The organism is Pseudomonas sp. LBUM1640, from assembly GCF_059716225.1.
In genome coordinates, this window is the sequence record NZ_CP166816.1 from 5,929,210 (window position 1) to 5,952,780 (window position 23,571).

General features: G+C 56.9%; 16 protein-coding genes, 1 other RNA gene and 1 pseudogene. 15 read left to right on the forward strand and 3 right to left on the reverse strand.

The genetic code is table 11. The features are described 5' to 3' along the window. The first annotated feature begins 72 nt into the window (after positions 1 to 72). From ssrA to ACA065_RS26405, 11 genes and pseudogenes are all read left to right on the forward strand, one after another. Positions 73 to 469: a transfer-messenger RNA gene (ssrA, locus tag ACA065_RS26355) on the forward strand. A gap of 187 nt (positions 470 to 656) precedes the next feature. After that, positions 657 to 1,913: an integrase domain-containing protein gene (locus tag ACA065_RS26360; RefSeq protein ID WP_497692148.1), complete on the forward strand. Its 1,257-nt coding sequence runs from the start codon at positions 657 to 659 to the stop codon at positions 1,911 to 1,913. Between the two features lie 906 nt (positions 1,914 to 2,819). Further along, entirely contained in the window at positions 2,820 to 4,187 is a 1,368-nt protein-coding gene (locus ACA065_RS26365; protein ID WP_497692149.1) for a YfjI family protein, read from the forward strand. Next, positions 4,171 to 4,530, forward strand: a complete 360-nt coding sequence (locus tag ACA065_RS26370; protein ID WP_497692150.1) for a hypothetical protein — start codon at positions 4,171 to 4,173, stop codon at positions 4,528 to 4,530. The genes ACA065_RS26365 and ACA065_RS26370 overlap by 17 nt, the downstream gene beginning before the upstream one ends. After that, positions 4,508 to 5,488, forward strand: coding sequence for an integrase domain-containing protein (locus tag ACA065_RS26375; protein WP_497692151.1), 981 nt, complete (start codon positions 4,508 to 4,510; stop codon positions 5,486 to 5,488). Before ACA065_RS26370 ends, ACA065_RS26375 begins: the two co-directional genes overlap by 23 nt. After that, positions 5,485 to 5,757 (forward strand): annotated as a pseudogene (locus ACA065_RS26380) (hypothetical protein); the annotation flags it as partial. The gene ACA065_RS26375 and the pseudogene ACA065_RS26380, both read left to right, overlap by 4 nt. Before the next feature lie 328 nt (positions 5,758 to 6,085). Beyond that, entirely contained in the window at positions 6,086 to 8,581 is a 2,496-nt protein-coding gene (locus tag ACA065_RS26385) for a type I restriction-modification system subunit M (protein ID WP_497695424.1), read from the forward strand. Beyond that, positions 8,574 to 9,908: a restriction endonuclease subunit S gene (locus tag ACA065_RS26390; RefSeq protein WP_497692152.1), complete on the forward strand. Its 1,335-nt coding sequence runs from the start codon at positions 8,574 to 8,576 to the stop codon at positions 9,906 to 9,908. Before ACA065_RS26385 ends, ACA065_RS26390 begins: the two co-directional genes overlap by 8 nt. Position 9,909: 1 nt before the next feature. Next, complete coding sequence (locus ACA065_RS26395; RefSeq protein ID WP_497692153.1) at positions 9,910 to 11,562, forward strand: ATP-binding protein; 1,653 nt, start codon at positions 9,910 to 9,912, stop codon at positions 11,560 to 11,562. A 77-nt stretch (positions 11,563 to 11,639) separates the two neighbouring features. After that, the gene (locus ACA065_RS26400) at positions 11,640 to 14,966 is read left to right on the forward strand and encodes a type I restriction endonuclease subunit R (protein WP_497692154.1); all 3,327 of its coding nucleotides are present in this window, start codon (positions 11,640 to 11,642) and stop codon (positions 14,964 to 14,966) included. Further along, positions 14,963 to 15,664: a M48 family metallopeptidase gene (locus ACA065_RS26405; RefSeq protein ID WP_226507118.1), complete on the forward strand. Its 702-nt coding sequence runs from the start codon at positions 14,963 to 14,965 to the stop codon at positions 15,662 to 15,664. The genes ACA065_RS26400 and ACA065_RS26405 overlap by 4 nt, the downstream gene beginning before the upstream one ends. Before the next feature lie 204 nt (positions 15,665 to 15,868). Here ACA065_RS26405 and ACA065_RS26410 read toward each other — a convergent pair whose 3' ends face one another. Next, positions 15,869 to 16,651: a hypothetical protein gene (locus tag ACA065_RS26410; protein ID WP_497692155.1), complete on the reverse strand. Its 783-nt coding sequence runs from the start codon at positions 16,649 to 16,651 to the stop codon at positions 15,869 to 15,871. A 144-nt stretch (positions 16,652 to 16,795) separates the two neighbouring features. On the opposite strand from ACA065_RS26410, the gene ACA065_RS26415 reads away from it, so the two are divergent. The 3 genes from ACA065_RS26415 (at position 16,796) to ACA065_RS26425 (ending at position 20,401) form a co-directional block, all read left to right on the forward strand. After that, on the forward strand, positions 16,796 to 17,866 hold the full coding sequence (locus ACA065_RS26415; protein WP_497692156.1) for a hypothetical protein: 1,071 nt from the start codon (positions 16,796 to 16,798) through the stop codon (positions 17,864 to 17,866). Positions 17,867 to 18,236: 370 nt separating this feature from the next. Next, positions 18,237 to 18,812, forward strand: a complete 576-nt coding sequence (locus ACA065_RS26420) for a hypothetical protein (protein ID WP_497692157.1) — start codon at positions 18,237 to 18,239, stop codon at positions 18,810 to 18,812. Between the two features lie 155 nt (positions 18,813 to 18,967). Continuing rightward, positions 18,968 to 20,401, forward strand: a complete 1,434-nt coding sequence (locus ACA065_RS26425) for an ArnT family glycosyltransferase (RefSeq protein WP_497692158.1) — start codon at positions 18,968 to 18,970, stop codon at positions 20,399 to 20,401. A gap of 15 nt (positions 20,402 to 20,416) precedes the next feature. On the opposite strand, the gene ACA065_RS26430 is transcribed toward ACA065_RS26425, so the two are convergent. Further along, on the reverse strand, positions 20,417 to 20,905 hold the full coding sequence (locus tag ACA065_RS26430; RefSeq protein WP_017139291.1) for a TIGR00645 family protein: 489 nt from the start codon (positions 20,903 to 20,905) through the stop codon (positions 20,417 to 20,419). A 162-nt stretch (positions 20,906 to 21,067) separates the two neighbouring features. On the opposite strand from ACA065_RS26430, the gene ACA065_RS26435 reads away from it, so the two are divergent. Beyond that, positions 21,068 to 22,891, forward strand: coding sequence for a hypothetical protein (locus tag ACA065_RS26435; RefSeq protein WP_497692159.1), 1,824 nt, complete (start codon positions 21,068 to 21,070; stop codon positions 22,889 to 22,891). 143 nt (positions 22,892 to 23,034) lie between these two features. On the opposite strand, the gene ACA065_RS26440 is transcribed toward ACA065_RS26435, so the two are convergent. Next, on the reverse strand, positions 23,035 to 23,355 hold the full coding sequence (locus ACA065_RS26440; protein ID WP_497692160.1) for a PA4575 family protein: 321 nt from the start codon (positions 23,353 to 23,355) through the stop codon (positions 23,035 to 23,037). Positions 23,356 to 23,571: the final 216 nt, after the last annotated feature.

A 23,571-nucleotide genomic window follows, 5' to 3' on the forward strand; every position in this document is an offset into this window, starting at 1 on the left:
TGGCCTTCTGCGAACGTTTGGCGTACACTGCACAGGCTTGTCACTCACTAAGAAACAACGAGTTACAAGCACGGGGCCGTTTAGGATTCGACGCCGGTCGCGAAACTTTAGGTGCATGCCGAGTTGGTAACAGAACTCGTAAATCCACTGTTGCAACTTCTTATAGTTGCCAATGACGAAAACTACGGCCAGGAATTCGCTCTCGCTGCGTAAGCAGCCTTAGCCCTGAGCTTCTGGTACCTTCGGGTCCAGCAATCACCAGGGGATGTCTGTAAACCCAAAGTGATTGTCATATAGAACAGAATCGCCGTGCAGTACGTTGTGGACGAAGCGGCTAAAACTTACACAACTCGCCCAAAGCACCCTGCCCTTCGGGTCGCTGAGGGTTAACTTAATAGAAACGGCTACGCATGTAGTACCGACAGCGGAGTACTGGCGGACGGGGGTTCAAATCCCCCCGGCTCCACCACTTCAACATCTAAAGACGTCCACGGACGTCTTTTTTTGTGCCTGAAATCCAGTGAAATCAAGGGTTTCAGGGCCATTGGCTTCCGCAGAGGCATTTTGAGTTCCGCTCGTTTTGGTATTCCAGATGGTATTCCAAGCTTTCTGGTGCTATTTTTTGGAATACCAAAACGGTGTCAGAGGTAGCTCTCATGCCTGCGCAAGCCCATCGCCTATCCGACCGCCAGCTCAAGACGGTCAAGGCAAAAGATAAAGATTACGTCCTAAGTGATGGTGAGGGCCTACAGCTGCGCGTCAGGAGTAATGGCTCGATGCTGTGGAACTTCAACTACCGCGACCCGGTATCCAAAAACCGCATCAACATGGGACTTGGCACGTACCCAGAGCTCTCGCTGGCGAACGCCAGAAAGAAGGTGGTTGAAGCGCGCGAACTGCTGGCACAGGGCATTGACCCCAAAGTGCAGCGCAAGGCAGATAACGAAGCCAAGCGAGCGCAGACCGAACACACGCTAGAGAATGTGGCTACCGCCTGGTTCGAGTTGAAAAAACACGCCGTCACCCCTGCCTACGCCGAAGACATCTGGCGCTCGCTCACCCTGCATGTTTTCCCCAGTCTGAAAAACACTCCACTCACAGACATCACCGCACCAATGATCATCAAACTCCTTCGCCCCATCGAGGCCAAAGGCAGCTTGGAGACGGTGAAACGACTGTCCCAACGCCTCAACGAAATCATGGCCTACGGCGTCAACTCCGGGCTGATCTTTGCGAACCCCCTGAGTGGCATCCGAGCGGTATTCAAAAAACCGCAAAAAGAAAACATGCCGGCACTTCCCCCCGAAGAACTACCCGACCTCATGGTGGCGATTGCCAACGCCAGCATTAAACGCATCACCCGCTGCCTCATCGAATGGCAACTGCACACCATGACCCGCCCTGCCGAGGCTGCCGGAACGGCCTGGGCAGAAATTGATTTCGAGAAACGCATCTGGACCATCCCAAAGGAGCGCATGAAAAAACGCCGTGCGCACCCCATCCCCCTAAGCGACCAGACGCTCGTGCTGCTAGAGACACTCAAGCCCTACAGCGGCCACCGGGAACACGTATTTCCGGCCGACCGAAATCCGCGTACCCACGCAAACAGCCAGACCGCGAACATGGCATTAAAGCGTATGGGCTTCCAGGATCGGTTGGTCAGCCACGGCCTGCGATCAATGGCGAGTACCATCCTCAACGAACATGGATGGGACCCGGAGTTGATTGAAGTCGCACTCGCCCATGTCGACAAAGATGATGTCCGAAGCGCGTACAACCGAGCGGACTACATCGAGCGAAGACGCCCGATGATGACTTGGTGGAGCGACTACATTCAAAAAGCCGCCACCGGCAATTTGTCGGTGACGGCCATTCATGAAAACAAAAACGGGAACGTCATCCCGTTTCGTTAATCAGTTCCTACTGGCGACAGCGGCGACACTGGCGACAACCCCCTAATTTAGCGGTCCTGCGCATGGCGACAAAGCGGCGACCGTCGCCACCATCTGCATCGCCCACAAGCTTTTAAGGCCCAGCCCCTGAGGGCAGGAAGGCTTTGCCTTCCCGTCCTCAGGGGCTCACTTTAAAAACCGACGAACGGCCCACTGTCCATGCAAAGCCACAGTCTTCCAAACACATCCGTCGCCTAAAAACCCCACCGCACACACGGTTGACCACCGTCCGAGCACGCGCTACACCAGAGCCGTAAAGCGCTGTCATCGACAGCATTGCCCAGGTAGCCAGGGATCTTTAAGGCTACGCCCTACAGTGGTGGTCCCAGCCCATGCGCGCTCGCTTCCAATTAGGCGCGCAGTCACGCCCAACGTGATCGAAGCCAACTTATCCACAGTGCAAATGCGGCAGCCCACGCCCGTCTCTTTCTCCAGGAAAGAGACGGGCGCCGAAACCACTGCCGCAGCCCTTGCCGGGCAACACATTGCAGCGTTTGTCCCTGTGACAATCGGCGTGACAAACCCCGATGTCACCCGCAGCAGCAATGCAGATGATGGTGCCGCAGCCCACGGAATGGACTGCACCTGACTGACAGTCAGGCACGCCCTGGTCATCGCATCACCGCCTGCAACAGACTCAGGATCTCGCGGCGCTGGTCTCGTCAGCCAACGCAGCCTCCACCCGCCCACCGTTATCGGTGCTCAGGAGGCCAGATCATGAGATGCCCAAGCCCCCGGTCGTAAGGAGCCGCCCGTCCCGCGTAAGTGGACAACCCTCACAGGCTGCAGGGGCCTTGATCCCTGTTAACACTCAACAACCGTGGCGGGGAGAGTGAGGGAGAAATTCGAAGCACCAGGAGAATGACGATGCAATTGTGCGAAGCGTTTGACCTGCCACAGCCGCTGCTGGAATACCGGCCCGAACCGCTGGCGTATCCGGTCGAAGCGTTGGGACAGATATTAGGACCAGCCGTCGAACGCATGGCCGAGGTGATCGGTGTGCCCTGCGCCATGGCTGCGCAATCGGTGTTGGCCACTGCCGCCCTGGTGACCCAGTCGCACGCCAATGTGCAGCTCGATGGCCGTGTTTATCCGTTGTCCCTGTACATGCTGACGGTGGCATCGTCGGGTGATCGGAAAAGCGCTGTGGATCATCTGGCGCTGGCGGCTGCGCGTGAGTGGGAGCGGCGGAAGTGGATGCTGTACTTGGAGCAACTGAAAGCCAATCGCGCCGCCATTCGAGGAAAGCACGACGCTCGTGAGTTATCCGACCCCATACCGCCCAGGTTGATCATCGCCGAGCCCACCATTGAGGAGCTGATCAAAAACCTATGCCAGGGCTTGCCCAGCATGGGGTTATTCAACGACGAGGGCGGCCAGTTTTTGGGCAGCAGCACCATGAGCAAAGAGAACCAACTCAAGGCCATCACCACCCTGTCAGCGCTCTGGGATGGCAGCCCCATCGACCGGGCGCGCTCCATGCCTGGCGAAAGCCTGCGGGCTTATGATCGTCGCCTCAGTCTGCATCTGATGCTGCAACCTTACCTGGCCAACCAGTTACTCACAGATCGAATGATCAACGGCCAAGGCATTCTTGGGCGCTGCCTGATCAGTTGGCCCGAACGCCTGGTGGGGCGGCGCTTGTACAAGGCCGTCGACCTGACGCGAGATGCCAGGATCCTGCGCTACCAAGCGCGCATTACCGTTCTGCTGGATAAGCCGCCGTCGCTACACAACGATGGTTCACTTAACCCTGACAGGCTGGAACTGACACCCTGCGCGCGCACTGCCTGGATCGATATTCACGACACCATCGAATGCCAATCTGGTGAGTTTGGCGAGCTGGCCGGCATTCAATCTGTCGCCGGGAAAGCAGCCGCCAATGTACTGCGTATCGCCGGGGTATTGGCGGTGATTGAAGACGCGCATGCAGTGGACGAACCCCATATCCAGCGCGCCTCGACGCTGATGGATTACTACCTGGCGGAAATCCAGCGCCTGACGGAGCAAGAGCCCATCAACACGTTACGCGAGGAGGCGGATCGCTTGCTGCGCTGGCTGACGCAAAAAGGCTGGACCCAATTTACCGTCCGCGACCTCAATCGCAATGGCCCCCGCTTTGCCCGCAAAAGCAGTCACCACACCATTACGCTGCTGGTCGAATTGATCTCACATAGCTGGCTGGACTCTCCCGACGGAAAGACCTTCGAGGTGCGCCATGTTCCGCCTCAATGACGCGGTACGCCGTTACCAGGCGCAGCATCAGAAACGACCTGCATTGCGGAGTGTCGCCACTTCCGTCGCCGCCTTGTCGCCAAGCTTTAGAGCAGCAACTACAAGGGTTGTCGCCACTGTCGCCGGTGTCGCTACACCCGCTTTAGGGCCTGTCGATATCGGCCAACTGATCCACCAACTGCGCGAAGAGGGAGCAATACTGCGGCATGAGCAAAATGCCTTGATTATTCGTCCCACACATTGGCACCAAGTGATTAAGATCAGCGCCCACTGGAAAGCCGTGCTGCGCTTTATGCAAGACAATGAAAACGGTGAAGTCGATGGCATTGGTCGGCCGGCGTGATGGGCGCAACTTTGGCTACGGCCGTCAGCTCAGCTATGCCGGCCCACAAGCGCTGAAAGATATGTTTGCCGGCGGCCACTTCGCTACGGTCAAAGCACACAGTGATCGCTGGCAGGCTTTCGTGAAGTGGTGTCGGTCAGCGGACGGCCCCGGTTACAACGACGCCCGCCAGATAGATCGCAGTACCTTGCACAGCTACGCCACACACCTGCGTCAGCAAATCCAACAAGGTGAAATCTGCATCGCCACCGCGCAGAACCGCCTGAGTAGCGTAAACCGTACCCTCGCAGCACTACGCGGCGACCAGTACGTGAAAATCGCCAGCCCGAGCAAGGCACTCGGCATGCAGCGATCAAGCGTGCGCACCCGCGCACCGGATGGCCAAGATCACCAACAACTGAGTCGAGTGATTGAAGCGCTTCGCGAACAGCACCACCACCGCGTCGCTGCGATTATCTGCCTGGCCCGCGCAACCGGCATGCGCTTGCGCGAAACGATCTTGGCTGACCTGCCACGCTTGCAACGTGAGGCTAAACACTTAGGCCGCATCAATATTCAGGATGGGACCAAAGGCGGCCGGGCTGGCGCTTCAGCTCCGCGCTGGATCATCGCAAATAACGAGGTTAAGGCAGCCTTGCAGATGGCTCATCACGCTTCGCCACCCCACAGCCGCAATTTGCTGGCCCAAGGTGAAAGCTACGCCAAGTTCCAGCAACAGACGGTGAGGCCAGCCCGTGAATTGCTTCAGAAGCTGGGACTGAAGGGGGTTCATGAATTGCGAGCCGCTTATGCGTGCGAGCGTTACGCACAACTCACTGGCCACGCGGCCCCCGTCAACGGTGGCCGATGCTATCTCATCGACCACGCTCTGGACCAAAAGGCGCGACGGCAAATCAGTCTTGAGCTTGGGCATAACCGGATCGATGTCATTTCGGCCTACATTGGAGGTCGAGCGTGACCAAACCCTTCAATATGGAGCTGTTCCTGAGCGGCGTAATGACTGGTTCAAAGGTCACGCAGCAACGTCACCTACGGCAAGCTCGATTCATGCAAGCGGCCATTCAAGAGCGCTGGCAGCGTGATAATCCTTGGACTTGGCAGCTTAAGCATGTGCGCTGGTTTCTCATTCAGTATCTGAAAGATCATTCAGACGCCACCCGGTATTATTACCTACTCACGGCTTCATTGGTCTGGAAGCGATTAGGGAAGAACCGAGACTTGGTGATCGCCCCTGCCGTGTGTCGCAACTTGCTGACAGTGGTTTGCTCAGGTGATCGTAAAAGCGCGGTGGAGCAAGTAGCCCTGCAAGCCGTACGCGACTGAGAGATACAGCAAGTGGGTCATTTTTGGGGAACGGCTCAATGCTCAACGCGCTGCAATGAGCATCAGCGCGAATCACCGACATGAAAAAGTCAGTACAGCTAGCGCTAGACGCCCAACCTGGCCCGTGTAACCGAGACTGCTCAGTGCCGAGCTCGGATTGAGATACAATCCCCGGCATTTAATACCATGGGGACCGGCATCCGCTCCCTGGGTGCCCACAAGAGATTCCGCAATGCCCCTCACGCTGCAACAACTGGAACGCCATCTGTTCAAGGCTGCCGATATTCTTCGCGGCAAGATGGACGCCTCGGAGTTCAAGGAATACATTTTTGGCATGCTGTTCCTCAAGCGCTGCTCCGACGTATTCGAGGAGCGCTATGAGCAGGTCGTTTCCGATGAAATAAACTCCGGCAGGAGCAAGGCCGAGGCCTTTGTCTCGGCGGAAAATCCGCGCTGGTACAAGCGCGATGGTAATTTCTGGGTGCCCAGCCATTCACGCTTCCACTATTTGCTCAACGAAGCGCACATCAATGTTGGCAACTTGCTTAACAAGGCGCTGGGCGGCATTGAGGAAAATAACGTATCCCTGGAAGGAGTGCTGGAGCACATTGACTTCACTCGCAAGGTCGGCCAGAGCAAGATTCCCGATCAGAAGCTGCGCCAACTCATTACCCACTTCGGTGAGGTGCGTCTGCGCAATAGTGACTTCGAATTCCCCGATCTGCTTGGGGCCGCCTACGAATACCTGATCGCCGAGTTCGCCGACTCGGCCGGCAAGAAAGGCGGTGAGTTCTATACACCGCGCTCTGTTGTGCGCCTGATGGTTCATCTGCTCAAGCCGACTCTGGCTCACGATGTCTACGACCCCTGCTGCGGCTCGGGCGGCATGTTGATTGCTGCCAAGGAATATATCGACGAGCACGGTGAGGACGGCCGCAAGGCCAACCTATTCGGCCAGGAATTCAACGGTACCGTTTGGTCCATCGCGCAGATGAATATGCTGCTGCACGGCATCAGCAACGCCTGGCTGGAGAACGAAGACACCCTAGCCGACCCTCGGCATATCGAGGGCGGCGAACTGCGCCGCTTCGACCGAATCCTCACCAACCCGCCTTTCTCCATCAACTGGGGCCATACCGAGAAAAGCGCGGATGGCAGCCTGGCTTGGAACCCGACATTCCGCGAGCAACGCTTCTGCTTCGGCGAGGTACCGCTGGGCTCGAAAAAGGCCGACCTGATGTTCCTGCAACACATGCTCGCTGTGACCCGCGACGAGGGCATGATCGCCACCGTACTGCCCCACGGCGTGCTGTTCCGGGGCGGTGAGGAACGCGGAATCCGCGCTGGCATTATCGAAAACGATCTGCTCGAAGCTGTGATCGGCCTGCCGGCCAACCTGTTCTATGGCACCGGCATTCCTGCCTGCATCCTTATCCTGCGCCAACAAAAGCAGGAAGGCGCCAACCGAGTCAGCGCCAAGCCTGCCGAGCGCCAGGGCAAGATGCTGTTTATCAACGCCGACCGTGAGTACTTCGAGGGTCGTGCGCAGAACCACCTGCTGCCCGAGCACATCGAGAAGATCAGTACCGCCTTCGACGAATTTCGCCGAATCGACGGCCTTAGCGACGTGGTGGATATCGCCACCCTGCGCGACAACGACTACAACCTGAACATTCGCCGCTATGTGGATAACGCACCGCCACCCGAACCGCATGATGTGCGTGCCCACCTGCTGGGCGGTGTGCCCAAGGCTGAAATCGAGGCAAAAGCCCCTTTGTTCGCCTCGCACGGCCTCGACCCGCACAACTTATTCGTGGCGCGCGATGCGCAGTATTTAGATTTTCGCAGCGAGCTGACACGCCGCGCCGACTTCAAGCCCGCCATCGAAGGTGATGCCGGCCTGCAAGCCAAGGAGGCAGCCCTCCGCACCTCCTTCGAGCGCTGGTGGCACGAACACAGCCCGCGTATCACCGCCCTAGCAGGGAAGCGGGATAACAGTGCCGCATTGGTCGCGTTGCGAGCTGAACTTCTGGCAAGCTTTAGCCAGACGCTGGAAGGCATCAGCCTGCTCGACCCCTTTCAGGTCCGGGGCATCGTCGCAGGCTTCTGGTACCAGTCTAAATACGACTTTCTCGGCCTGATGGCCCGCGGCAGCTTGGGCGTTATTGATGCCTGGCGCACCAGCATCATCACCGTACTAGAAGACAAGACCAGTAAGCACAGCCCGCTGGAGCACAAGCTGGTGAAATTCCTGCTCGGCGATTTCGTCGCCGGTTTGTCGGAGCTGGAGGCAAAAAAAGCCGAACTAGACAACCAGCTCAAAGCCGCCGTCCCAACCAAGGGGGAAGATTCCAACGAGGCCGACGGCGAAGCGGATGCCGACAACGACGAAAACCCCATCGATGAAGCCCAGCTCAAGGCTTGGAAGTCCGAGCTGGCCAAGGTGAAGAAGCAGCTCAAGACCCAGCAGGAAAACTTCGCCAGCCACCTGAATCAGGCCGTCGATAAATTGGACGAGCCACAAGCCGCCGAGCTGCTGCTGACCATCCTGCACAACGATATGCAGGCCATCGTCGAGAACTATATCGCCGCGCAACGCAAGCAGATAGTCGCCACTTATGAGAGTTGGTGGGATAAATACCGGGTGACGCTAAATGACATTGAGCACAAACGCGATGCGGCGGCAGTGGCGTTGCAGGGATTCTTGGAGGGGTTGGGATATGTCTGAGCAGACTACGCCAAGCCAGTTCCCTTCAGCTCCTCTACGTAAGCTAGCCAGCCGCATTACCGACGGCTCTCATTTCAGCCCTACCCCACAGGAACATGGTTATCTCATAGCCAACGTTAAGGACATGAAATCGGGATACATCGATTTCAGTTCCTGCACTCGAATATCCACTGCGGCTTACCGCGAGCTCAACGCTACTGGATGCACTATCCGCAATGGAAACGTATTGCTTTCAAAGGATGGTACCGTCGGGCGTGTCGTGGTCTATAAGCAGAATGAGGAGATTGGGGCGCTCTCGTCTATCTGTCTCATTGTGCCGACCGAGGAAGTCGACTCGGCTTACCTTGGCCACGCATTGCAAAGCCAGATTTGTGTCCGTCAGTTTGAAAACTTCATGTCAGGTAGCGCTCTCAGGCGCCTGGTTTTACGTGACATTCGGGCGATAGAGATACCAGTCCCAAGCGTTCAACAGCAGGCGGCCATCGCCCAAATCCTCGACACCCTCGACACCGCCATCCGCGAAACTGAGTCTCTGATCGACAAGCTCAAGGCCATCAAGCAGGGCCTGCTGCATGACCTGCTGACCCGCGGCATCGACGCCAACGGCCAACTGCGCCCCCCACAGAGCGAAGCGCCGCAACTTTACAAGGAGTCAAAGTTGGGGTGGATTCCGAGGAAATGGGAGGTGGTCCCGCTGGGTTGTTGTGCAGATATCGCAAGCGGTGTAACCCTTGGCCGCATCCTAAACAGTCCTGTCGCGATTGAGCTGCCATATTTGCGAGTGGCTAATGTCCAAGATGGCTACCTTGCACTGGGAGAAATAAAGACTGTCTCGATCCTGCCGTCAGAGCAGAACCGCTTTGCTCTGAAAGTAGGTGATGTGCTGATGAACGAGGGTGGAGACTTCGACAAGTTGGGTCGGGGAGCCGTATGGGAGGGGCAGATAGAACCCTGCCTGCACCAGAATCATGTTTTCCGCGTACGCTGTGATGACTCAAAGCTGTTGCCTGCGTTTTTGGCAGCCTACTCCAGCTCTGTCCGTGGAAAGGCCTACTTTGTCCAAGCATCGAAGCAGACAACCAATCTGGCCTCAATCAATTCGACGCAGCTAAAAGCATTTGGCATTTCTTGCCCATCAGTCGCTGAACAACTGCTTATTACCCACCGTCTGTCGACCTTCGATAAGAAAATGGCAGTCGAGCAGGAGGCACTGGAAAAGTTGCGCCAGCAAAAGATCGGCCTAATGGACGATCTTCTAACCGGCCGCGTCGGCGTCACCCCGCTGCTGGAATCTATGCAACAAGCTGCAGCACAAACGGAAGCCTGATATGCCACAGCGCCTGCCACCTCGCGAATCCCTCACCGTCGAGTTCAAAAGCGATCGCAGCAAGCTTCCCGACCGCGAGCTAATTGAGGCACTTGTCTGCCTGGCCAATGCAGAGGGCGGCGAGCTATGGCTGGGCGTCGAGGACGACGGCACGCCTACCGGCCTGCATGCCGAGCATCGCCTGCTAGAGGGCTTGTCTGGCATGGTCGCAGCGCGCACCTCGCCGTCGCTGAAAGTACAGGCCGAGACGCTCGATCTGGATGGCGTGACCGTGGCACGTATCCATGTACTCAAAGCCCAGGGCGAAGTGGCCACCACCAGCGGCGTCTATCTACGCCGCCGCTTGAAACACGACGGCTCGCCCGAATGCGTAGCCATGCTGCCCCATGAGCGCAATAGCCGCGCAAGCAACTTCGGCCTCCTAGATGTCTCCGCCCAGCCGGTGACCGGTGCCACCCTCGCCGATCTCGACCCGCTGGAGCGCGAACGTCTACGCCAGGCAGTACAACAATACGGCGGCGATCGCGTGCTGCTGGAACTGGACGATGAAGCCCTAGACGGCGCACTGCTGCTCACAGCGCGCCAGCCGGACGGTACGCGTGTGCCGACTCTTACCGGCCTGCTACTGATCGGCCGGGAAACCTCCGTGCGCCAACTGGTGCCCACCCATGAGTTCGCTTTCCAGGTGCTGGCCCAGCAAGCAGTGCGCTTCAACGAGTTTCGCCGCTTCCCATTGCTCAAGGCACTAGACTGGCTGGAAACCAACTTCCGTCCATACAACCCAGAGGAAGAACTACAGGTCGGCCTGTTCCGCGTGCCAGTGCCCAAGGTCGACTTCGGTGCCTTCCGTGAAGCCGTAGCCAACGCCCTGGTCCATCGCGATTACCACGGCAGGGGCGCTGTGCATGTGCGCCTGGAGGACGATGCCCTGGTGGTCAGCAACCCCGGCGGACTGGTCGATGGCGTAACCCTGGCCAACCTGCTGGTGACCGAACCGCGTCCGCGCAACCCGGCCCTGGCCGACGCCATGAAGCGCGTCGGTGTAGTCGAACGCTCCGGCCGAGGCGTGGACAAGATTTTCCGCGGCATGCTCAAGTTCGGCCGACCGGCCCCGGACTACAGCTACACCACCGCCCAAAGCGTGGTGCTGCGCCTACCCACCGCAGAGGCCGACCTTGACTTCCGCCGTCTAGTAGTCGAACACGAGCGCGCCACCAATGCAGAGCTGCCCATCGACAGCCTGATAGCCTTGGCCGTCCTGCGTGAGACCAAGCGCGTCACAGTCGACGAACTGGCCGTACAGATCCAGCGCGACACCGCCAGTGCCAAACGCACCCTGGAAGCCCTGACCGAAGCCGGCTTGGTGGAGGCCCACGGTTCTACCCGAGGGCGCAGCTACACTCTGTCAGCCAGTCTGTACCAGGCCGTGGGCGACAAGGCCGGTTATACCCGCCAGGCAGGCTTCACACCCATTCAACATGAGCAGATGGTGTTGAACTACGTGCAGCAGCATGGGCAGATTCAGCGCGCTGAAGTAATGGATCTTTGTCGGCTCTCGCCTGATCAAGCGGCAAAACTGCTCAAGCGCATGAAAGACAAGGGCACACTGATACAGCAAGGTGAAAGACGCTGGTCGGTCTATAAGCTCGGCTAAAAATTCTATGAGCCGCTATGAGCCGCTATGAGCCTGTATGACCCATACACGCCTGAACTGGATTAAAGGAGTAACCCGTGGGCTGGGAATTGGATGACGTCGAAAAACCCTTTGTGACTCAGTTACAGGGGCTGAACTGGAAGCATATCGAGGGCAGCCTCGACGACCCGGCCATCACTGGCCGCAGCAGCTTCAGTGAAGTGATTCAGCGGGCCACACTGGCCGAGCGTTTGCGTGCCATCAACCTACGCGACGGTCAGCCCTGGCTGGATGAGCAGCGCATTGCCGAAGCACTGGCGGCCATTACCCGCGTGGGCGCCGGCAAGCTGATGGAAGCCAACCATACAGTCACTGAGCTGCTGCTCAAAGGCATCACGGTCGATGGCCTTCAGGGCTGGGAAGGCGGACGTGGTCAGACCATCCAGTACATCGACTGGGCCAACCCGGCCAATAACCACTTCCGCGTGATCAACCAGTTCCGAGTGGATTGCCCACCGGGGTACAGCAGCGGCAAGAAATTTATCGTCCCGGATCTGGTGTTGCTGGTGAACGGCATCCCGCTGGTGGTGGTGGAATGCAAGAGCCCATCCATCCCAGAACCGCTGGCCGAAGCTGTCGATCAATTGCGCCGCTACAGCAACCAGCGCAAGGCGGCCTTCGAAGTCGAGGACAACGAGGGCAACGAAACACTGTTCGCTAGCGTGCAGCTGTTGGTCGCCAGTAGCTACGACGAAGCAAGGGTGGGCTGCATTGGGGCCGGCTTCGGGCATTTCTCCCAATGGAAAACCGTGGTTGGCCCGGAGGGTAGCGGCAGCGAGCAGTCAGTAGCCGAGCAGTTGGGCAAAGCCAAACTGTCCGAGCAGGAGCGCCTGGTGGCAGGCATGCTGACGCCGGCCCACCTGCTCGATCTGATCCGGCATTTCATGCTGTTCATGCCGGTTGGCGGGCAAACCATCAAGACGGTCTGCCGCTACCAGCAGTACCGCGCGGTGAACCGCACGGTGATCCGCATGAAACACGGGCAGACACGCCTTGAGCACGGCGAGAGCGACCAGCGCGGCGGCATCGTTTGGCACACTCAAGGCTCAGGCAAGAGCCTGACCATGGTATTTCTGGTGCGCAAGATGCGCACGGATACACAACTGCGCCGCTTCAAAATCATCGTGGTCACTGACCGTAAAGACCTGCAAAACCAGCTCTCCGCCACCGCCACGCTGAGCGGTGAACTGCCGGAGGTGGCCTCTAATATCGAGGGTGTTAAAGCCTTGGCACGTCGCCAGGGCCCCGGTTTGGTATTCGCCACCATCCAGAAGTATCGCAATCCCGAGCAGGAGGAAAACGGGGATGCACCCATCGCCGTGGACACTGCGCCATTCCTCAAAGCCGCAGAAAAGCGAGCGCCCTATCTGGTAAACAAACCATTCGAGGTGCTCAACCACGACGAGAGTATTCTGGTATTGATCGATGAGGCCCACCGCACCCAAGCCGGCGATCTGCAGGCGAACCTGCTGGCGGGCTTGCCCAACTGCGTGCGCATCGGCTTTACCGGTACACCGATCATCATGGGCGATAAGAAACGCACCCACGAAATTTTCGGCGCGTTCATCGACAAATACACCATCAAGGAAGCCGAGGCAGATGGAGCGACAGTGCCGGTGCTTTACGAAGGACGCACTGCCAAGGGCGCATTGAAAGATGGGGCGAGTCTGGATGAGCTGTTCGAGGATTTGTTCCGCGAGCACAGTCAGGACGAGCTGGAGCTGATCAAGAAAAAGTACGCCACCAAGGGCCATATCTTTGATGCCCCCGCGCTGATCGCTGATAAGGCGCGCGACATCCTCAGACATTACGTCACCAATATCCTGCCCAATGGCTACAAGGCGCAGGTGGTAGCCTATAGCCGGATTGCGGTAATCCGCTATTTCCACGCGCTGCAGGCCGCCCGTGATGAATTGCTGGTCGAGGCTGAAGCGCTGCCGGCAGCCGACAAGGACCTCGACGATGAGGCACTGTGCCAGCGTCCACCCAAGCTGCAGGCGCGCGTGCAGGCGTGGCGCTATCGCGACAGGCTACGCAGCCTGGAATTCGCACCGATTATCTCCGGCTCAAATAACGATCCGGCCGAGTGGAAAACTTGGACGGATGGCAGCAAGCACGAGCAACTGATCCAACGCTTCAAGAAGCCTCTTAATCATGAGCAGTCGGGCAAGACCGATCCGCTTGCCTTCCTGATTGTTAAGTCTATGTTGCTCACCGGCTTTGACGCTCCCATTGAAGGGGTCATGTACCTTGACCGGCCAATCAAGGAAGCCGAGCTGCTGCAAGCCATTGCGCGGGTCAACCGTACTGGTTTCGGCAAACGCTGTGGCATCGTGGTCGACTACTACGGGGTCGCCAACCACCTGCGCGAAGCGCTGGCAGCCTATGCCGACGAGGATATCGAAGGTGCGCTGAGCAGCATCAAGGACGAGGTGCCGGTGCTGCGCGATCGTCATCTGCGTGTAGTGGATGTGCTGCGCCGCCAGGGCATCGAGTCGCTGGGAGATGCAGAAGCCTGCATTGCCGCACTGGAGTCGGAAAAGATGCGCGCCGAATTTGCGGTAAAGCTGAAAGCGTTCCTCGACTCATTGGACACCGTACTGCCACGCCCCGAGGGCCTGCCCTTCGTCAAGGATGCCAAGCGTCTGGCCTATATCCATGCACGTGCGCGCGGGCGTTACAAGGACCTGCCGCAACTGGGCAAGGATGTCGGTGCCAAGGTGCGCAAGCTGATCGACGATCACGTTATTTCGCTGGGCATCGACCCGAAGATTCCGCCGATCCAGCTCACCGATGCAGACTTCGAGAAGCAGTTGTCGCGTAGCGTCAACGACCGCGCCAAGGCCTCAGAGATGGAGCACGCCATTCGCTCGCATGTGCGCAAGCATGCTGATGAAGATCCGGTGCTTTTTCGCAAGCTGTCCGAACGCCTGAACGAGCTGCTCAAGTCGCTGGGCGAGCAGTGGGATCAGTTGGTTGAACAGATGCAGAAGATCATCAACGAGCTGCGCAGCGGTCAAATGAGCGATGACTACAGCCCCCTGGATCTGCCCGAGCACTATGCACCCTTCCTGCGCACCCTGCTGGATGTGGTGTGTGCCGACGCCAATCCGCAGCCCGCCGAGATGCTGCGTTTGAAGGATGTGACAGTAGAACTGGTCGATTTGTTGGTGGGCGAACTCCAAAGCCACCGCGATATCTGGAGCCCGCGCAAGCGAGCGGCACAGGAAGAGCTGGCCGGGCAGCTATTCGATCACTTGATGAGACTGCGTCCGCCCTTGGTGGATAGCGATACTGCGGGTGTGCTGTCTGACCGCCTGATGGATCAGGCCAGAGCCAGCCATGAACGGTTGATGCAGCTGTGAGCAATCAAACCCTCACTGTAGACGACCTACAACTGACGCTACGCCGAAGCGCGCGGCGCAAGACGCTACAGATCACTGTCGAGCGTGACGGCGCACTTATCCTGTCTGCCCCGCCAGAGGTAGAGGAGCAAGCGCTGCGGCAATTCGTAGCGGAAAAAAGCTTCTGGATTTACTCGCGTCTTGCCGAAAAGGAACGCCTGCAGCGCTCAATCCCCACTAAGGAATACGTGGACGGAGAGGGGTTTCTATATCTGGGGCGAAGTTACCGCCTCAAACTGGTTGATGAGCAGGATGTGCCACTTAAACTCTCTGCCGGTCGCTTCCGCCTGCTGCGTAGCGAACTGCCACGAGCCCGTGAACATTTTATCCGTTGGTACAGCGAACATGCCCGAAGCTGGCTGGCCTTGCGCGTCAAGAACCACCAAGCCCGCATGGACCTGATCCCCAGCGGTGTGCGTGTGCAGGATCTGGGCTATCGCTGGGGCTCATGTGGTAAGGGCGCACAGCTCTATTTTCATTGGAAAACAATCCTACTGCCCAAGCCCATTGCGGAGTACGTGGTGGTGCATGAAATGGTGCACCTGCAAGAGCCACATCACACCCCAGAATTTTGGCTCCGCCTGGAACGCGTCATGCCTGACTATGCACAGCGCAAGACATGGTTGGCAGAACACGGAATTGATGTTGAAGGCCTCTGAGTACCATGGCTGACCATTTCACCAGCACCCGCGACATAGGTACTGGTCAGAACCAACCAACTTGGCTATGAGGATGGCTTACAAGCACCAGGGTTCCAGCGATCGGATAAATCTCTGCATTTAACCTTTGAGCCAGACATTAGAATCACCACGCGCCTAGAACTCTTTGAACAACCATACCCTGCAGAAAATCAATAAAATAATTCACGGCTGCCCTGGCGTCGCCCCACCAGAGTTGTCTCTAATAATCATAGGCTTTATGTAACCTTTAAATACCTCAGCCGCGGCACCCAGTACACTTTCTATCTTCTTATAATGACCCGGACGCAATTTACTTTCCTTGTCCAAATAGTTCAAAACGAATAGAACCTGTTCACGATCTAGCATTGCAAGCGTTTGCTCAGCTACGCCGTACAGAAGGACCAACGCACCATTCTTTAGCGTTTCCGGACGCTTAAGCGCACCGAGCACCCGGCCAAAGCCCGCAGCCATGTCGCCGCCCTGATCATCACGAAGCCAATCCAGCAGCGATGAATGATTTAACTTATCTGGCTTTTTGTTTGGCAGCTTACTCGGCAATGCCCGTTTCGTCCTACCCAAAATTAACTCAGGCCACCGTTCAACATCCGAGCGATCATCATAATCAGGAAGAGATATAGTATTATATGAGTATGCAATGGGAACGCCAAGTCTCTCATAAGCAAGGCAGCTTTTGAATTGCTCGCCATCAAACTGGTCAAAAACCCCGCTTTTACAATTAAGCTCTTTAATTTCCAAAAGCAGTATTTTAGCGTTTTCCAGCATAGCGACTAGATCACCACAATACAGCCGTATTCCGTCGCCTTGCTGTACAGCATATGGGGGGAAGGTTTTGAGCGAAGTCCGACTATCTCTGCAATAGGCTTCCAATGCACCGGTAATTGCAGCTTGAATTACGTTTTCCTGCCTAGTTTTCTTCATATCATCCACGCCATAGATTAGTAGCATAAATTTATCACCACTAAAGGATCATTAGAAGCAATATCTGACTATCTACTTGACGCCGACCCAGCAGGCAATGCAGGCTCTACGCAGTAAGCAGCAAACGATCTAAGGACACAGTTTAATCAGATAGGAGTTAGGTAAATCACAATGCCCACACATACCCTACATTTCATAAAGCCTTGCCGCAAAACCGACAGTTCCCCGCGGCTCACCCCAAGCATGGTGGCCGAGAACAAGCGGAACGGCATAGAGACGACCTTGATTCTCGACCTTAACATTCTGGTGAGAATGGAAGATGTAATTCTTCGCCGCCACAGCCCGAACGATTTCGACTTAACTAGACTTATAAATTTCATAAATTCTTGCCCACCACAAAGTCTGTGCATAACGCCTGGGCTTGCCCTTAATGAGGTCCACCCGAAATTCAAGAAGCTTAGCTTTGAGATGTATGAATTGTTTCTTTCGATATTCTGCCCGCAGATGATCGATCATCCAACCGCGACACGAAACACTGCAAATGAAACGGAAAGAACCCGACCGTATGAGTTTTCAGAACTCAGCATAGAAGAGCAGCACCTCTACAGCGTGCCGTTTTTTTCGCTCATGCAGATACATATTATCAACGCCACGAAGCCGAGCTTGCCAAGCATTGAAAAATTCAAAACATATATGAGCCGTGTTTGTGATGACATTGATATGCTCAGCGCCGTTGAAGCCGAAATTGCCAAGTACTGCTTCTGTGAGAAAAAGCCCAACTATTCCGACGAGCTTAACGCCAAAATCGAAGATATCAAGAACAACTTCATGAGTGGGAGCAACAAGCCAGCGCAGCGCTTCAAAAACATCTTCAATGGCGTTCAAGACCTTAAATACATAAAAGGCGCCCTGGAGTTTTCCAAAGAGCTCTTTTATGGCAAGCTTCAGGACACATGGATAGCCACATTGGACTCCAAGTTATACTGGCTGAGTGAGTCCATTCATCATTACCCAGTCGCAGGTGAGCGAGACGGAAAATACTTCAGCATCAATCGATCACATGACCAGCAGACATGCAACTATTGGCTATCAGTGGATAAACTGCAAGAGCAACTCCAGCACGAGAGAAGCCGAAATGGCAAAGGAACCGCCCCTTTAGATGAAACAGGATTGCCACGCATACATAACACATTAACCACAAAGGGCTTCAAGGAATTTTTCGCCGTTTTCACGCCCACATAGTCCGCGAGTAGGGTACAAGTACAAGATACTGCTCAACCACGCACCTGTACTCTTAGCAACCGGATGCTAACGATGAGTAATCAAAGCCAATTAGGTCCCTTCATTTAAAGCTGACACCTGTACCTATCCTCATCCAACACAGGAAAGAAAAACGGGCTGACAACCACGAGATTGGCCACAGCGAAATGACTCTTGGTAATTGACTCAGGAGGATCACGCTTCAGCATTCCGCCTCAATCCTGTGCAGTGCATTCCAAATGGTATTCCACAAAGACGGCGCAACTAAACAAATTCATATTTTTCATAGGCTTAGCACATCATTTCAGCTCACCCCGGCCCACCAATTCGAAGCATCGACAAAACCCGCCTAGTGCAGGTTTTGTTGTTTCTGGGGGTTGGAAAGCCCGCGGTAAACGCTGCAAGGATGAGCATTGAGTTGAATAAAAATTCCTACGCCTACCTGATACCCATCGTCGTTGGCGTGCAAGCTGTTCTGGCCTTCATGCTGATCTGGCAAATCGGCATTTGGCCGACGATTCACTTCAACGCCTTGGCTGAAAAAGCCTGCCTGATCGCCTCGTTGTTGCTGACGCTGGCTCTGGTCGTACTGCTGTGGCGCTACAAGAAGCCGCACATCTTGCAGAAGAAAAAACGCGAATGGCCGAAGCTGGTGCTCGGGGTGTTTATCGCCAGTGGCGTGGTGCTGGTGCACCTGTTCGCAGCGGCGATCTACCTGACGAGTGCGGCCCCCAGCAGCTATATCACCACGTATGAATATTCGCCGTCCGGACGCTATAGCTGCAGTGGTATTACGGTGCTCGACGCGCAGTTAAATAAACGCATCAAAGTCTGTCAGCCGGGAGGAAGCTACGGCGGGGGTCAGGCTCGCGTCGATAAACTCAGTGGGCCTTTGGGGATAGTGGTTACATCGTCCGCGTTGCTTTGATCGCGCAAATGGCTGGAACGCCGGCCTCGATTTCGCCTCAGCGAACCTTACAAAAAACTGACACTCATTCATGAAATATTCAGACGTGCTCACAGATACTAGCCGATCGCCACGGCCGTTCCCCCGAACGGTCCCTTGCCTCGGTAGCCAGAACCATGACGCGCCCCGTTCCTCTGCTGCTCCTTCTCGTTGCTGTGTTGTTCTTCTTTGCCTTGGGCAGCCATGAGCTGCAAGGCTCGACCGAAGCCCGCGTCGCCGGGATCGCCATGGCCATGCATTTGGATAATGACTGGGTGATCCCGCGCCTGTTTCGTGAACCCTTCCTGGAAAAACCGCCCCTGAGCCTGTGGTTGGACGCCGGCGCGATTCGCCTGTTTGGCGCAACCACCGGGGCTGTACGGCTGGCGTCGGCATTTGCCGGGCTGTTCAGCGTGATGCTGTTTTACGCGATGCTGCGCACGTTCGGGCGACCGAAGACGATGGCGTTCTGCGCGGCACTGATCCTGGCAACCATGGCCAGTTACTGGGGCAATGTGCGGGGTGTGGGTGAGGATTCGTTGCTCAGCCTGGGCGTGACCACAGCGTTGCTGGGGTTCTATCAAGCTGTGCGGCCGGACCGCGAAGGTTCGAGTACGTGGGCCTGGGCGTTGTTTACCGTCGGCATGGTCATCGCGACCTTGAGCAAAGGTGTATTGGGCCTGGCGATGCCGGGCATTGTGATCTTTGTGTACCTGGCCAGCACCAGCATCATGGATAAACGCCTGCGCATCGGCGACTGGCTCAAGCCGGCGCTGTTCACGCTGCTGGCATTGGTGCCGCTGCTGATCTGGCTGGGGTTCCTGTTCCAGCGCGGTGGTATGCAGGCGGTGGCCGAAGTGCTCTGGACCAACAGCGTCGGGCGTTTCAGCGGCTCGTTTGTAGAGGCCGGGCATTACGAACCGATCTATTACTACATCGCGAAGCTGCCCGAGGCGTTCCTGCCTTGGAACATCCTGGTGTACTTGGGCCTTTGGCACTTTCGCAAAAGCCTGGTACGTAACCGCTACCGCCTGTTTTTCAGCGTGTGGCTGGTGGCGCAGTTCACGTTACTGACTCTGGCGTCGAGCAAGCGCACCGTTTACCTGATGGCACTGACACCGGCTGCTGCGGTACTGGCAGCGGAATACGCCGGGGTGCTTTTGGAGTGGCTCAAAGCGAACAAACCGGCGCTGTACCGTTACCACCGCGGCGTGATCAGCGGCGTGTTCACGCTACTGATCGCCAGTTACATGACCGCCGCCTTCTGGTTTGCCCCCAAGGCCGACAAACGTGAGTCCTTCGTACCGGTGATCAGCCAGGCCAAGGCGTTTCAAACCGAAGGCAAAGAGGTGGTGTTGTTCCAGCCCAACGAGCGTATCGCCGGGGCCAGCGTGTTCTATCTGCAGGCCTACTTGCCGATCCTGCAAACCGAAGCTGAGCTGCGCAGCTTTCTCGCGGCCAAACCCGGCAACATGGCGCTGCTGGATCGCCCCGACGCACTGGCTGAGAAGGTCAACGTGATCAAGCAGATGGCAATCGGTCGCCAGCCTTACTACTTCGTCGAGCAGTAAGGCCGGCGCCAAGCATCAGTGCTTGGTGAGCTTGTCCAGGTAGCCCATGGCAAACGCCGAGACCACGAAGGTCATGTGGATGATCACGTACCACATCAAATGCTGCGGATCGACGTTCTTGGCGTCCATGAAGATGCGCAGCAGGTGAATGGACGAAATCGCCACGATGGAGGCGGCCACTTTCATCTTCAGCGATGAAGAGTCCATGGTGCCCAGCCAGTTGAGCTTTTCCTTGTTTTCGTCAATATCCAGCTGCGAGACGAAGTTCTCATAGCCGGAAATCATCACCATCACCAGCAAGCCGCCAACCAGGGCCATGTCGATCAACGACAGCAGCAGCAGGATCACTTCCGACTCCAACATAGTGAAGATGTTAGGCAGGACGTGGATGATTTCCTGGAAGAACTTGAGCGCCAGGATCAGCAGGCCCAGGGAAAGCCCCAAATAGATCGGCGCCAGCAGCCAGCGTGAGGCGTACATAGTATTTTCAATAAAGCGTTCCATTGGATCTCACACAGCTAGGCTAAAAATGGCCGCGAGTATACCAGTCGCTACCAAACACCTGTAACCGTGAGAAAACTGACCTGGGCGGCATCTGTAAGAGAATTTTTCTGCTAGTGTCGAGCCCATCAAATCAGCTCGATGCTGTGGAACAGGAAAACTCAGATGATGGATGTGCGATCCCCTTTGGCCACTGTCGGCCTGTGTGCGGTGTTGCTGATGGCCAGCGGCTGCTCCCCCAAAGAAGAGCAGAAGCAGGCCACCCTCGAAGAGAAAACCGCCAAGTTCGAACAATCGCTGGATGCCATTCAAGACCCCAAACTGCGCGACGCCATCGCCGACCTCGGCGGCTCGCTGCTGTTGCTGGAACGCGCGCAGGCCAAGCTCGCCGCCAAGCCCATCGAAGCCGAATACGGCGAAGACACGCTGGCCCTGCTCAAGCACTACCCCACGCCACAAGCCTTGGTGGACACCTACATCAACGGCCTGTTCGTGCTGCGCAAAGCCTCGCATTCCGACTACCTGACCGATTTGCAGCCGGTGTTCCCGTTCAACTTCAACACCCCGGACCAATTCCCCTTCCCCCACGGCCTGGAATGGCAGTCGGTAACGCTGAGCAACAACAAAGTCATTCCCTTTCAACCCGAATGGTCGGAAACCGACCCGGGCATCCAGTTGAGCCCCAGCAGCTCCAACCTGACCAACCCTGATGACCTGACGGTGACCTACCCGTTCATCGAGGGCGTGGAGACCGAGAACAAGAGCCAGCCGCAGCCCGTCAGCCTCAAGGGCGCAGTTGAGGTGGTGGCGCCGGGCAAAGTGTTGACCTTCGACTTGACGAAAAAGGACGTGGGCCATAAACGCACCGAGGGCAACATCACCATCACCCTGCTGCTGCTTGAGAAAAACTACGCCGAGATCGAGCTGACCAACAGCGAGCAACTGGCGCCGGAAGTCGGCGACGAATCGCCCAACCCATTGCTGGTGCAGGCACGCGACAGCACCGGGCAATTTCTCACCCGCGCAGGCTCAATCAACGAAAACGCCGCGCAGGTGGCGTTCTACGAGAAACAATTGGCCGAGATGCAAAAGCAAAAGGCCTGGTCGGATGCCTTTGAAAAGCAACTGACGGACGAGCAAAAAGCCTTCGAACACCAACAGAGCAGCCATTACGCCAAGGTGTATTTCAATGGCCTGATCGACACCCTGCAGGTCAACGTGCTGGATTTTTCCAAGGCCACGCTCACCCGCAAGGACCTCGACCTGCCGGTGATGCGCTTCGACAAGAACAGCCTGCAGAGCAGCGTGCAAGCCTTGCCGATGCCGGTCACGGTGTATGACGACAGCGCCCCAAGCTGGCTCAAAGACGCGTCAATGACCGAAGACCAGTTGAAAAACAGCGTCACCATCAGCCAATCGACTGAAGACGCCAGCGCCGCGAAGATCGTGTTTGACCACCCTTTCACGTTCAACGATGACTTGGTCGGCGCCGAGCGCAACAACAGCGACGCCCCCATCACCTTCTTCGCGGCGGACGACAAGGGCGAGCGCGGCGAGCCCATCGAGCTGCCAGCCGAAGCGTTTGAGCTGAATGCGGGCAGCGGCACGCTCACCTACGACCTCAACTTGTTCCCGGAAACCCCGGCGTTTGTGGTGGGCTCGGTGCCGCTGTTCCTGGCCACCATCGAGAAAGCCACGATAGACGTGGCCAAGCCGCCCAAGGGCCTGTCGCTTAAGGACAACGCGCTGATTGTCGATCAAAAGGAGTTTCCCGCCGACAGCTGGCGCTTCTACGCCAAGGACGCCAGCGGCAATTACCTCAAGGAAATCCTCGGCGTAAGCCACCGCGCCGAGGAATACGGCACGGCGTTGTTTGACGTGCATTATTTCTACGGCCAGCCGACCACACTGGAAAGCTACCAGCGCACCGACCTCGACACCGTGCAATACGGCTTTGAGGTCAAGTTGGATAAGCCCGAGAGTAAATAGCCCCTCACGACCGATAGTTCCCACGCTTTGCGTGGGAACACATCCTGTGGCGCTGCGCGTCACCCGGCGCAAGGCTGGAGCCTTGTGGCGGCAGCGGACGCAGAGCGTCCGGGGCGGCGTCACCACGCAGAGCGTGGGAACGATCAGTCACAGGCTAGACGCTCATGCCCGCCGTTGAGTTGGCGCAGATGGGCCTGCAGGTGCAGGCACCAGATCTGCGGGTCGTCCGCCAGCTCGTAGCCGTGCAGCGTCAAGCTTTCGACGATTGATCCCAGAATGGTTTCTGCCACGAATGGCCCATGAAACGGGCCTTGGGACTTGATGGTGGAAGGCTGTTCGCCGGTCATACCGGCAGCAAACAACAACGTCCACATCCCGGTATCCCCCGCGAGAGGGCGAATGGAGCATTCGATACGGGTGACCAGGCCCAAGCACTGGCGGGTAAGGCAAAGGTTGCGCGGCATGGCGGCGACCCTCGGTAGATCGGTGTTCAACCTCGCACAGGGCAAGGCTGTCTCTATCCAGCGACTCCTGTGGATATCCCTTAAACTCAGAATAGAAGAAAACCAGTACAAACCAAGGTTGTAGGGACCAACGGGCGTTGGTCCCTGAAAGTGGAGTCAATTTAGTGGCGAATTTACCGCCGCTTCCAAATACGCCGCTGATCCAATGTGGGAGCG